This is a genomic window from Cupriavidus sp. GW822-FHT06G04 (assembly GCF_058799075.1).
This window is the reverse complement of sequence record NZ_JBXALD010000006.1, coordinates 93,620-106,248: the sequence shown is the minus strand read 5'-3', so window position 1 is coordinate 106,248 and position 12,629 is coordinate 93,620. Positions and strand designations below refer to the sequence as shown.

Annotated in this window: 12 protein-coding genes; all 12 read right to left on the bottom strand. The window is 66.2% G+C overall.

Annotated features, from left to right (window positions below):
- Positions 1 to 57: 57 nt before the first annotated feature.
- Positions 58 to 885, bottom strand: a complete 828-nt coding sequence (locus AC1RKI_RS15185) for a DUF932 domain-containing protein (RefSeq protein WP_104656812.1) — start codon at positions 883 to 885, stop codon at positions 58 to 60.
- Positions 886 to 1,588: 703 nt separating this feature from the next.
- Positions 1,589 to 1,867 carry a hypothetical protein gene (locus AC1RKI_RS15180; RefSeq protein ID WP_104656814.1) on the bottom strand — a complete coding sequence of 93 codons (279 nt, stop codon included), beginning with the start codon at positions 1,865 to 1,867 and terminating at the stop codon, positions 1,589 to 1,591.
- A 65-nt stretch (positions 1,868 to 1,932) separates the two neighbouring features.
- A complete protein-coding gene (locus tag AC1RKI_RS15175) occupies positions 1,933 to 2,283 on the bottom strand; it encodes a DUF2958 domain-containing protein (protein WP_104656815.1) in 351 nt (116 codons plus the stop codon).
- Positions 2,284 to 2,565: 282 nt separating this feature from the next.
- On the bottom strand, positions 2,566 to 3,075 hold the full coding sequence (radC, locus tag AC1RKI_RS15170) for a RadC family protein (protein WP_104656816.1): 510 nt from the start codon (positions 3,073 to 3,075) through the stop codon (positions 2,566 to 2,568).
- 325 nt (positions 3,076 to 3,400) lie between these two features.
- On the bottom strand, positions 3,401 to 4,543 hold the full coding sequence (locus AC1RKI_RS15165; RefSeq protein ID WP_104656817.1) for a PDDEXK nuclease domain-containing protein: 1,143 nt from the start codon (positions 4,541 to 4,543) through the stop codon (positions 3,401 to 3,403).
- Entirely contained in the window at positions 4,540 to 5,745 is a 1,206-nt protein-coding gene (locus tag AC1RKI_RS15160) for a tyrosine-type recombinase/integrase (RefSeq protein WP_104656818.1), read from the bottom strand. Before AC1RKI_RS15160 ends, AC1RKI_RS15165 begins: the two co-directional genes overlap by 4 nt.
- A 203-nt stretch (positions 5,746 to 5,948) precedes the next feature.
- A complete protein-coding gene (locus tag AC1RKI_RS15155; protein ID WP_061955012.1) occupies positions 5,949 to 7,016 on the bottom strand; it encodes a 2-aminoethylphosphonate aminotransferase in 1,068 nt (355 codons plus the stop codon).
- 63 nt (positions 7,017 to 7,079) lie between these two features.
- Entirely contained in the window at positions 7,080 to 8,267 is a 1,188-nt protein-coding gene (aepY, locus tag AC1RKI_RS15150; protein ID WP_244787390.1) for a phosphonopyruvate decarboxylase, read from the bottom strand.
- Positions 8,264 to 9,955: a phosphoenolpyruvate mutase gene (gene aepX, locus AC1RKI_RS15145; protein ID WP_061955016.1), complete on the bottom strand. Its 1,692-nt coding sequence runs from the start codon at positions 9,953 to 9,955 to the stop codon at positions 8,264 to 8,266. The genes aepY and aepX overlap by 4 nt, the downstream gene beginning before the upstream one ends.
- Entirely contained in the window at positions 9,952 to 10,707 is a 756-nt protein-coding gene (locus AC1RKI_RS15140) for a phosphocholine cytidylyltransferase family protein (protein ID WP_150979059.1), read from the bottom strand. The genes aepX and AC1RKI_RS15140 overlap by 4 nt, the downstream gene beginning before the upstream one ends.
- A 35-nt stretch (positions 10,708 to 10,742) precedes the next feature.
- Positions 10,743 to 11,798, bottom strand: coding sequence for a lysylphosphatidylglycerol synthase domain-containing protein (locus tag AC1RKI_RS15135; protein ID WP_061955020.1), 1,056 nt, complete (start codon positions 11,796 to 11,798; stop codon positions 10,743 to 10,745).
- Complete coding sequence (locus tag AC1RKI_RS15130) at positions 11,795 to 12,628, bottom strand: HalD/BesD family halogenase (RefSeq protein WP_492796406.1); 834 nt, start codon at positions 12,626 to 12,628, stop codon at positions 11,795 to 11,797. Before AC1RKI_RS15130 ends, AC1RKI_RS15135 begins: the two co-directional genes overlap by 4 nt.
- Position 12,629 lies beyond the last annotated feature (1 nt).

Sequence of the window (12,629 nt, the reverse complement as noted above, 5' to 3'; positions counted from 1 at the left end):
TCCAATCGAGTGAAACAAGGGAATGGAGGGGAAACCGCCCCTCCGGCGGGGGAGCGGTCAAGCCTTGAGGGAGCGCATGCCATCGGCCAGCAGCCACAGGGCGCGGTTCAGGCGAATGTCGGAATCAATGCCCTGCACGGGCCGGGTGCTCTGGCGGCGTCCATTGCTGCTGCGGCCATGCAGTCCGCCCTTGGTCAAGTTCTCCTGCGTGCGGTTAAACACGCTCCACAGGTCGGGGCGGCGGTCGTCGAACCGGCGCGGCATCAGGATTTGCGATTCGGTGATGGGCGCGGGCTTGTCCGGGTCGTCGTACTTCAACGCCAGCGCAGCCCGGGCGAACACTTCGGATTCGCCATCGTCCAAAGTGATGCTGCGCATCAGGTCGCGCGATTCCTTCACGCGCTCGAAGCCGCTCAACACCTCGAAAGCGCCTTCGATGACGGAACCGGCCACGTCGCCCTTGTGGGGCACGCGCACATCGGCCACGGTGTCACCACACACAAGGCCATTGCTGCACACGAAGCGGAACATTCCGGCCAGCATCTGATAGCTGCTCGTGCCGTCGTGCGAGTTCAGCAGCACGATTTCGTTAGCCTCCGCGCCGTTGATCTGGCTGGCGTGGCGCAGGCGCAGCATGTGTTTCGTGTGCTCGCGCTTGCCTTCATCGCGCACGCGGGTCTGCGTCACCATGAAGGGCTGGAAGCCTTCTTTGCGAAGCTCGGTCAGGACGGCAGCGGTCGGGATGTAGCTGTACCGTTCGGAACGGCTCTCGTGCGGGGCGTCCGCGAAGATGGACGGGGCCACGCTGCGAATCTGGTCATCGGACAGCGGGTAATCGCTGCGCAGCGAAGGGGAACGGGAAGCGAAACGGGATGCGAGTTGCATGGTCTTTCTCCTGACAAAAAGAGGTTTGCTGTTCACACCGCACACCGGATTCCTAGATTCGGAGCCCAGCCTTTCGGCTGTTCGGTGCGGTCGGCACGAGGAACCCGGTTGGCCCTGTTGCCACCGTCTTTCCTGAGTTCATCGCCCGCGACGGTCAGGAGCGCGCGAACGGGTGCCGTCAAGGAAACAAGCGCAGGGTTGGTGCGGCCCGCAGCGCAGCGAGGACACGGCCCTGCGCGCCTTGACGGCGCACGGGCGCGGGCTACAGTCGCGGACAAGGTGATGAAGTCAGGGGAGACGGCTGGACAAGGCAACGGCCCCTCAACACGCCGACCGCACGGCAAGCGAAGCGCGCAGGCCCGAAGCTGGAAGCCGGGCCGGAGGCGTCAGCCGAGCGGAGCGAGGGAACGATGGAAGCCCGACAGGGGCGAAACCCCGCAGGGGGTTCGATGCGCAGCACGACAGCGCGACCGGCCATCTCCCAGGAGGCCGGGGACGCCCAGCCTTCAATGCCAAAGAAACAGCAAGATCAGAACTTGCACACGCAAGGCATCGTGGATCTGCTGCGAATGTGGTCTGGCCGATCCGGCGCAGCCGGGTCGGCGGTGTTCAGGGGCGCCAAGCCTGCGCGGCGGGGATAGCCCGCAGGGCTTTCCCCTGGAGGCAAGCGAAGCGCGTAGCGCCCCGCAGGGGCGCGAAGGCATCACGCCGAGTCGTCAAGGCGCAGACTGGATTCCGACACCGGCATCCACGGTGCCGACGAGTCCAGCAGATAGCGCGCACCGCGCGCGTACAGACCCGAAAGCCCGGTGGGCTGATAGAGCCCGGTGACGCGACACCGGAACTGTGCGCCGTACTCTTTGGTGTAGATCACCGCGTCGCCGACCTTGAAGCGCAAGGGCTGGCCGTTCTCCGGCGCGAACGGTTTGAGCGCATCGTGCTGCGCCGTGATTTCGATGATGTAGTCGTGATGGCTGCTCATGGCATGGATTTCCTTCGGTGGTTGAAAAAACGCAAGGAGCGCCTTGCGACGCTCCACAGGCCACGTCAGACAACGACACGCCCGGCCAGCCGCGCATCACGCGCATAGGCACTCAGCCGCTTCTCGGCGCGGAACGACAGGTCGCGTTCGATCGGCAGGCCCAGCCCACCGCGCACCGTCGCCAACTCGCCCAGGCTGACCCAGCCGATTTCCGGCTCACCCAACCCCAGGTCGCAAAGACCGAAAGCGTGGTCGTGGTCATCGGGATCAATCTCGGTCAACAGCCAAGTCGCGCCGGCATCCGGCGTGAACAGCTTGACCACGGGCGCCGGATCGAAGTCCGGGTTCTCCAAGGATTCGCGGCCGTTGGCCAGCAGCACGATGCGCTGCTCGTCGGTGATGAATGCGTGGTTCATGGTGAACTCCTGAAAGGTTGCCGGGCGGAATTGCCCGACCCTTCCGGGGCACGGCGCAGCGCAAGCAGTCAAAGATCGAAGACGGCCGCCAGGCCGCAAGCGTGCCCGCACGCGCAGTCATTGACGGCGAGCACGCCGTGGCACGATGGGGGGGAACAGCAAGACCGCCACCCTCGCACTTCCACGCACCCCGGCTTCCGGCAAGTGCGAAGCACGCGCAGGCCCGCATGGGCCGTAGCTGCGCTGCCGGACGCAGCAAAAAGGGGGCCGAAGCCCCCTCGGTCAGAGCAGGCCACATTCAGCGAAAGACGTGGTGGCGCAGCCAGCCACGATGATGTGATCCAGCGTGCGAACGTCTACCAGCGTCAGCGCTTGCTGAAGCTGTGAGGTCAGCGCCTTGTCGGCCGCGCTCGGCTTGGGGTTGCCGCTCGGGTGGTTGTGCGAAACGATGACCGCCGCCGCATTGAGCCGCAGTGCCTCCTTGACCACCTCGCGCGGATGCACCGATGCACTGTCGATCGTGCCGCGGAACATCTCGACGTATTCGATCAAGCGATGCTGCGTGTCGAGGAACAGCACTGCAAAGACTTCGTGCTCGTAGCCGGCCAGCTTGGCGCACAGATACTCCTTGACCGCCGCCGGCGAACTGAACGCTTCACCGCGCTGCATCTTGTGCTCGATGGCCTGGCGCGCGGCCTCCAGAATCTGGTCAGTCGTCGCCAGCAGGTAGCGGCCCTGCGCATCACGCACCATCAGCGAGACATCGAACGAGGAAAAGGACAGTTGCGACATGATCGTGCTCCGGTTGCTCGGGCGGAATTGCCCGGAACCGTCGGGAGCACGGCGCAGCGCAAGCAGTCAGGGGTCGCAGACGGCCGCCAGGACGCAAGCGCGCATTCGCGCGCGCCGCCCTTGACGGCGAGAACGCCGTGATACGGTGAAGGGAACAGCAAGACCGCCCACACCCCGCCCACTGCACACACCCGCCTTTGGGCAAGCGCAGCGCGCAGGCCCGAGAGGGCCGGAGGCGTCAGGGATCAAAGCCGGATGGCCGCGATTCGGCACGAAGCGCGGGGCGCAGCCCGCGAGCCCGACGGCGGCACGCCGGGACGCCCGGTTATCGCTTGCGCTTCCTGGGAAGCGCGGTCACGCGAGATTCGATCAGCCGACGCGTGTTCTCCAGTTCCTGTTGCAGCACTTCGGCATCCGGCAGCACCATCTTGTAATTCGCCGCCATCACCTTGTTGGGCAAGCCTTCCAGCGCGTACCGCGCCAAGGCGTACCCCTTGTCGGCGCAGAGAATCAAGCCCACGGGCGGGTTTTCCTCGGGGAACGTCCAGTGTTCCTTCGCATAGTTGCAATACAAGTGCATCTGGCCCACGTCGGCATGCGTCAACGCGCCGAGCTTCAAGTCGATGATGACCAGGCAACGCAAGCGCCGATGGAAAAACAGCAGATCGACGCGATACCACGTCTGGTCGATGCGCAAGCGACGCTGCCGCCCGACGAAGGTGAAGCCATCGCCCAGCTCCAGCAGGAAATCCTCCAGCCGCCGAATCAAGGCTTGTTCGAGGTCGGATTCGGAATACTCGTCCTTGAGGTCAAGGAACTCCAGCACGAGCGGGTCTTTGATCGCATCATCGACCGTCACGGCATCGGCCGGCTTCGGCACGGCGCCCTTGACCAGCATCGCCGCCTTGTTCTTCGACAGCGCCGTGCGCTCGTAGAACTGGCTGCCGATCTGCCGGTCAAGCTGGCGCACGCTCCAGCCGCCGCGCAGGGCTTCGGCTTCGTAGAACTGGCGCGCATGGTCGTCCTTGACCATCAGCAGCCGCACATAGGCCGACCACGGCAAGGGGAAGACCTGAGCCAGTTCGTCCAGCCGCCCAGGGCGCCCCTGCGACAGCGCTAGGGAAGATTCGCTAGACACTGTCTGGCGAATTGGCCAAGTCAGGAAGAATGACCGCATCTGCTGCAAGTTCGGGCGGCTGAACCCGCGCCCGAACTGCGTGGTCAGGTCTGCCGACAGCCGCTCGATCAACTGCTCGCCGTACCCCGCGCGGCGTTTGCCCTGCTGCTCGGCCTCCACGATGCGGCGGCCGATTTCCCAATAGCTGGCGGTCATCAGCGCGTTGACGCTGCGCGCCGTGGCGCGGCGTGCAGCGTCGAGCAGTTCCACGATGCCGCCGTGGATGCCGGCGTAGCCGGCAGGCAAGGCGGCAGCCTTGGCCGCCACTGCGGACGATTGCTTGCTGCTCATGCCGTTGCCTCCTGTGGCTGACTCTGCCGCGCCCCCGTGATGGCCTGGCGCCGGCTGGCCACCAGCTCGGCCGCATCGCGCACCGGCTTGTCCTCGGTGTGGACGTAGTGCATGAACTGCGCGACGGTCTTGTGCTGGGTCAGCTCCATACCGACCTTGATCGGGACACCAGAATTGGCAATGTCCGTCGCCGAGCGGTGGCGGATGCCGTGCGTGCCAACGTGCGGCACGCCAGCGGCCTTGAGCACCCGGCACCAGCCGCCATAGTGCTCGCCGAAGGTCAGGTGCTTGTCCGGGTCGTTGGGCGACGGCAGGACGTAGGGGCAACCTTCACGGCGCGGCGCCGTCGAAAGCAGCCGATAGGCTTCCGCGCTCATGGGCTTGGACATGCCGCCGGTCTTGCTGTCGGGCCAGACCACGCGGCGGTTCTCGAAGTCCAGCCAAGTCCATTCGAGTGGGCAGATTTCGGAGCGACGCGCAGCGAACTCGAATTGGAGGCGTATCGCCAGTGGGATGACGTAGTTCTCCAGTTCCTCCGCTTCCAGCTTCTCCAACTGGCGGAAGACGCGCACCAGTTCATCGTCCACGATGAGCCGGGTTTCCTTGCCAGGCGGGTACATCGGAACATGGCGGCACGGATTCGTGCCGTCCGGGCGGAAGCCCCACACTTCGGCCAGGTTGAACATCTTGCGCAGCACGCCGAAAGCCTTGTTCGCCTCGGTCGGCTTGTAGGCCAGCTTCTCCATCAGGCCCGCAATATCGGGCCGTTTCACGTCCTGCACCTTCTTGCGGCCCAGCAGCGGGATGATGCAGCGGTCGATGACGCCCTGATAGCCTTCCTGCGTGCTGGGCTTGTTGCGCTTCTTGGAGTAGTCCTCCATGAACTTCGTGCACAACTCGGCCATCGTGGGCGCTTTGCGCGCCTCGGCCTTGGCGCCGCCGGGGTCGCCGCCCCGGCGAACCTCGGCCAGCCAGTCCTGCGCCATGACGCGGGCCTGTTCAACCGTCAGTTCCCCGAACAACCCCAAGGCGGGCTTGCGGCGTTCCCCGGCGTTCGTGCGGTACTGAAGCATGAACACCCGACGGCCCGCCGGGGTGATCTTGCAGAGGAAGCCGGGCACCACGGTATCCCGCAGTTCGATGGCCGTGGCCTGGGGTTGCGCCGTCTCTACGGCGGTCTTGGTGAGCTTGATCTTTGCCATGATGACTCCTTGGAACGACCCGATTCCAGGAGCCAGATAGGAGCGGCGCGAGGGGAAACCGGGTCAGGTTTCGGAAAGCACCGGCATATGATGGACGCGCGTAAGTTATTGATAAACCTGCTGTATCGAGCTACAGCGCAGTCCAGCGAAATGTCGGGCTGGAGTCATCGTGAAACAAAAAAGGCGGCCGACGCGGCGCGCTTTTACCGGTGCAGGATTTCGCGGAAGCCCGCGATCAGGCGATGCATGTCCGATGCGTGCAACGCGCCCATGGTCGAGATGCGGAACAGTTGCGACGACAGGCCACCCTGTCCGGCATAGATGACGAAGCCGCGCGCCTTGAGCCCATCGTGCAGCTGTTCGTAAGTGACGCCTGCCGGCAGCCGGTAGGCTCGCAGCACCACCGACGACTGCGTGGCGGGCCACAGCGCCTCGACGCCCAGTGCCGCGAGGCCGCTGCGCACTTCTTCGGCCAATGCGGCATAGCGCTGGTGGCGCGCCTGCCAGCCGCCTTCGTCGCGATGTTCGCGCAGCGCTTCGACCAGCGCGTAATACGCATGAACCGACGGCGTGAACGGCGTGTTGCGCTGGTCCTGCAGTTTGGCGTGGCGCGCGATGTCGAGGTAATAGGTGCGGCTTGCCGCGCCGGCCAGTGCATCGCGGCGCGCAATCACGAACGCCGCGCCAGGCACGCCATGCAGGCACTTGTTGGCCGTGGCCGCCACGGCGTCGATATTGCCGCCGAAGTCGATCGCCTCGGCACCGAAGCTGCTCACCGCATCGACCAGCAGCCGCACGCCGCGCGCCTGGCACAGTTTGTCGATGGCCGGCAGATCGTTCAGGCGGCCCGTGGTGGTTTCATGATGGATCACCGCAACGTGCGTGATGGCGCGATCGGCAGCCAGCGCGGCGTCGATGCGTGCCAGATCGGGCGCTTCCATCCAGTCATGCGTGACCAGCGTGTGCGCGATCCCGTATTGCGCCGCGATCTGCGCGATGCGTTCGCCATAGACCCCGTTCTGTACGATCAGCAGCTTGCCCTGCGCGGGCACCAGCCCGGCGATCATGCTTTCCACCGCGGCCGTGCCCGAACCGGTCATCAGCACGGCCGACCACGCGGCGGGGTCGAGCGCGTAAATTTCCAGCAGGCGCTGGCGCGCTTCGTCCTGGAGGTCGAAGAATTCGCTTTCGCGATGGCACAGGTCGGTTTGCAGCAGACTCTTGCGCACGCGCTCCGATAGCGTGACGGGGCCCGGGTTCAGCAGCAGCATGGTGGTCCTTGGCGATTTTTCGTGTGAGGCGTGGCGTGGGTTGCGTGGCGCGGCATGCGGTGATCAGGCGGGGCGAGTGTTGCCCGCATCGGCGCCGATCTGGCGGCCCAGCCGCGTGCTGACTTCCACCGGCGTCACCGACGGACGCGGCAGGCCATCGGGCGATCCCGGGCGCGTGCGCAGGCAGACGAAGCGTGGCCCCGAGGCGGCCGTGGCCGCGCCCGCCAGCACCTCGTCGAGCATCTCGAGGTTGTCGCCCTCGATGGCCGACGCATAGCCGCACGCCGCCGCCACGCCCGCAAACGACACGTTGTGCGACACGGTGGCCTGGCCGCCGGTCGAGTCGTGCGCGTTGTTGTCGAGCAGCACATGCGTGAGGTTGGCCGGACCGTAGGCGCCCAGCGTGGCAAACACGCCCATGCGCATCAGCGCCGCGCCGTCGCCGTCGACAGCCACGACCTTCAGGTCCGGACGCGCGAGCGCCAGGCCCAGGGCGAAGGGCGTCAGGCAGCCCATCGAGCCCACCATATAGAGCTGGTTAGGCCGGTCGTCGAGCGCATAGAGTTCGCGCCCGCAGAAGCCAGTGGACGCGAGCACCACGGTGGAATCGACCGGCGTATGGGCGATCACGCGCTGCAACGCCTGCTGGCGGCTCGGCAGCTGCGCGGCGCCGGCAAACGCGTGTTGCGGCGTGGCGCGGGCGCGCACCTCGGGCGGCGTCTGCGAGGTCAGCGGGTAGGGCGCGACGCTGCCCTTCTGCATGATCAGCGCGTAGGGGCGGCCCGTGGCATCCATATGCGCCACGGCACGGTCCAGCGCCGGGCCGACGTCATCCGCTTCGGTCGGGAACAGTTCCCACGGGATGTCCATCGTATCGAGCATCTGCGGCGTGATCGGACCCATCAGCGCGTGCTGCGGCTCGTCCGCCGCGCCGCCGGGCTGGCCGCGCCACGTCACGATCAGCAACTGCGGCAGCCGGAAGGTCCAGGTCAGCGACGTCAGCGGGCTCACCGCGTTGCCGAGCCCCGAGTTCTGCATCATCGTGATGCCGCGCACGCCGTTGCGCGCACCTTGCGTCACGCCGGCGATGAACGCCACCGCGTCGCCCTCGTTGGCGGCGGACACGTAGTGCAGCGACGGGTCCTGCACCACGTAGTTGATGAACGGCGTCAGGTACGAGCAGGGCACGCCGGCATACCACTCGAAACCGCGCTCGCGCGCGGCCTGGACGAATTGAACCGCCTCGATCATCGAGCGGCCTCGCCAGCGTTGTTGCCCAGCGCGTACGGCGTTTGCGTATGCGCGAAATCGCCGGCGCGACGGAAATCCTCGAGGTCATTCACACCGCGCCAGTGGCCGTGCACGTACTTGACCTCGACCTGTTCGCCGGCGGCGACCAGTGCGTTGAGCAGGTCGGGCAGGTCGAGCTTGTCGAAATCGGCGCGCTGGCGCAGTTCGCCCAGCAGCTTCTGCAGGCGCACACGGCCTTCGCCGCGCACGCTCAGCAGGCCAATCCAGCGGCCATGCGGAGCGTCGCCGGCGGGCACCTCGTCGGCAATCTTGCGCAACAGGATCTTCTGGCCGAACAGGTCGCGGTCATCGGCGGCCGAGCACCAGGCGAAGTCACGCACGCTCTGGTTGGACGGCGCCGATTCCGACGAATCGACCACCACGCTGAACGGCGCGTCGGTTTCCAGCAGGTCGCGCAGGATATAGCTGCGGAACAGCAGGTCGCCGTAGGCGATCACGGTGTCGGTCTGCAGCGTGTCGGCCGCGCACGCCAGCGAGGCGAGTTCGCCGGTTTCGGCATGGCGTTCGTTGCGCACCAGATTGATGCCCGCGGCGTCGATCGCCTCGGCCTTGTAGCCGCCCACCACGGTGATGTCGTTGATGCCCTGGTTCTTGAAGCCGTCGACCAGCCAGCGCAGCAGCGGCTTGCCGGCCACCGGCAGCATGACCTTCGGCTTGTCCTCGGTCAGCGCCTCGAGGCCCTTGCCACGGCCCGCGGCCAGCACCACGGCGCTGCTCGGCGCCTGCCCGCCGGTCAGGTAGATTTTCTCGGCGGCCGAGTATTCGTCGGCATCCTGCAGGCGGAAGATCTCGTTGACGGTGGCGATGCGGTCTTCCACGTTGATCAGCGTTTCGCTGTCGTGGATTTCCTTGGCCACGGCCTGCATGCCCGATGCCGCAACGCGGATCAGGTGGTTGGCCCAGATCACCAGGCTGATGCCGGCCTTGCGGAACACGTCGGTCGGCGTGCTGTAGTACTTGGTCGGCACGATCACCAGCGGTGCGCGGCCGGCCCATTCGCGCGCGAACGTGACGATCTCGTCGGCCTTGGACAGCTTGCTGTGGATCAGGATCGCATCGGCGCCGGCCTGGCGATACGCTTCGGCGCGGCGCAACGCTTCTTCCATGCCCCAGCCCGCGATCAGCGCTTCCACGCGCGCCACGATCGAGAAATTGTCATCGGCCTGGGAATCCTTGCCCGCTTTGATCTTGCCGCAGAATTCGTCGATATCGGCCAGCGGCTGCTGTTCGCCACCGATGAAGCTGTTGGTCTTCGGGAAGATCTTGTCTTCGATGCACACGCCGGCAATGCCGCGCTGCTCGAGCTTGCGCACCAGGCGGCGCACGTTGTTGAAATTGCCGTAGCCGGTGTCGCCATCGAGCAGGATCGGCAGATCGCTGGCGTCGGCCATGAACTCCAGGTTATCCACAACCTGGGTCCAGCTGGCCTCGTTGTTGTCACGCACGCCGAACTGGGCGGAGATTGCCAGCCCGGACGCCCAGATGCCCTTGAAGCCGGCCTCGCGCACGATGCGCGCGGACAGCCCGTTATGGGCCTCCATGATGAATTCGAGGTCGTTGGACAGCAGCATCTGGCGCAGCCGGGCGGCGCGCGAGGTGGCGAGCAGGTTCGGGTCGATGGCGTTCATTGTGCGATTCCTACGGGCAGAAGTTGGGGCAGGACTTCTTCGGCGGCGCGAGCCACGTCGCCGGGAAAATCGATTTCGATCCAGGGCGCGCCGGTGACATCGGCGGTATCGAACACGTGCGAGCGTTCCAGCAGCAGGTCGCGCACCGCTTCTTCGTGCGGCATGTTGGCGCGGCCGCTGTCGACGTAGCCCTTGACGATTTCGGCCAGGCGGCGCGCGCAGTCTTCCTTGAAGCGGAAGAAGCCGACCGATTCGCCAATGGTGTCGTATTGCAGGTCGGCCATCAACTGCTTGCGCAGTTCCACCGGCACGCCGTCCTTGAGGCACAGCTTCACGGGCTCGTCGCCGGCTTCGAAATCGCGGTCGATCAGCAGGCGGTTGACGGTGTCGCCGGCCACCAGCTTGGCCATGATGCGTTCGTCGTACAGCACGTCGGCGTCCATCAGCAGGACATCGCCGCCGCGCGTCATGGCGTCCGCCACGGTGTGCACGGTCAGCACGCTGCCGAGGTCGTAGCGCGGGTTGATGACGATTTCGAGGTTGCGGCCCATGCGGGCCAGTTCGTCCTGCACCTGCTGCGGCTCGAAGCCGAGTGCCAGCACGACTTCGGTCACACCGGCGGCGTCGAGCATGCGCAGGTGACGCTCCAGCAGCGTGACTCCGTCAAAACGCAACAGGCATTTCGGGAACTGCTTGCCCGGCTGTTGCTGAAGTCGCAGGCCAAGGCCCGCGGCAAGAATGATTGCTCGCATTATGTTGTTCTCACATGCAGATTGAGACGGTTTTGCTAGCCCCGTTCGGTCGACAGGGCCGTTGCGGCACGGCGGCGCTGGAACTTGCGCTCGCTGAAATGCAGATACACCAGTCCGGGGATGCCCAGCGCCAGTTCGCGCACGCGCTTGGCCAGCGACAGCGCCAGCGCGGCGTCCGGCGGCAGGCCGACCAGCGGCGCCAGCAGCAGGTAGCCGCCTTCCTGCGCGCCGAGCGAACCGGGGATGGCAAACGCGGCGCCGCGGATCGCCTGGCCCACGCTTTCCAGCAGCAGGGCCTCGTGCCAGCCCACGGGATGACCAAGGAAATACAGGATCAACCAGACCTCGCCCGTGCCGACGATCCACCCCAGCAGGTTAAGGCCAAAACTGGCCGCGACCTTTTTTCGATCGCGATACAGTTCCCGAATCGCACCGTCCACGGCATCGGCGCGCAGCGCCAGCCCGGCCCAGCGGCCCGGCTTCGCGTCGGCTGCCGCCCCTTCGTCATTGCCTTCGCTATTGCCGGCGCGCTTGCCGAACAGTTTCTGGCCGATGCGCATCACCCGGCCAAACATGCCGCGGCGCTGCAGCACGCAGAACCCCAGCACGCAAGCGCCGAGCACCACCGTGACAGCGACGATCGGCGCGCGGTAGTCGGACAGATCATCGTTGGCGCCGAACACCATGATGCCGAGCAGCGCGAACAGCATCTGCGAGAGCGCCTGCGTGGTGGTGCTGACGGTAATGGCCGCGGCGGCATCGCGCATCCGCGCGCCGCGATGCGCAAGGTAGCGCACCATCAGCACCGGGCCGCCGATCTGGCCAGCCGGCAGCAGGCTGTTGACCGCCTCGCCGGCCCAGCGCGCCTTCAGCGAGCTGCAGAACGACCCGTGGCGGGTCTTGCGGTCGAGCAGGACGGCAATGGCGCCGGCGTCGAGCGCCAGCGGAATCAGGTGGAACAGGGCAACTACGGCCAGGCCCCAGCCGGCGGACAGCAGCGTGCTGGTAACCGCGCCAAAGCCCTGCCACGCCAGCAGGCCGACGAACAGCGCCGCGCCTACCGACAACAGAAGGAATGCTGCACGACTCACGTCCGTGACTTCCCGCCCAGCAAACGCCGGAAAACCTGCCGGAAGCCGAAATAGGCCACCGCGTCCTTCATGTTCGAGATGAAACGCAGCCACGGGCGCATGCCCGGATCGGTCACGTATTCGAACGTCAGCGACACGCGGATCTCGTTGGGCCCGGCCGGCGTGATGCGGTGGCGCAGCTTGTCGCCATCGAACAGCACGATGCCGCCCGGCGGGATGCGCACCGCGCCGGGCTCGTCGGCCACATCGGGGTTGCGGGTGTGCAGTTCGTATTCCAGCTGGCACGACGATTCGTCGAGCACGCCGATCAAAAGCGTATAGCGGCGGCCGTCGTAATACGAGGTGTCGTAATGCCAGCCGATATGGTCGCCCTGGCGCGTGTAGTAATAGAGCGCGTAGGTGTGCGGGTCGGAATCGGGGCAGGGCTGGAGCTTGTCGCCCGTGACCTGTTCGAGCCAGTGGATCAGCGCCTTCGAGCGGTACAGCTCGGCAATGAACGGTGCCTTCTCGTCGATCGTGTGCCGGCTGACACTGCCGCCCTGCTTGTGGCCGGGCAGGTAGTTGCGGTTCAGATCGGCCTGCAGCGAGCGCGCCAGCGCAACCAGCTGCGCGGTCTCTTCCGGCGCGAGAAATTTGTCCAGGTAAAGGAACGCGCCCTGGCGCTCGAAATCGGCGCGCAGCGACGCGGTGTCGAGCTGGGCGACGACGCTGGCGACAGCGGCATCGGGACGGCGCGCGGCTTGGCCGGCCTGGGCGGCAGGGGCAGTGCGGGCGGCTTGCGGGGATACGGGCGGATCGAGCGCGATGTCGCTGATAACTGGCTCACGCATG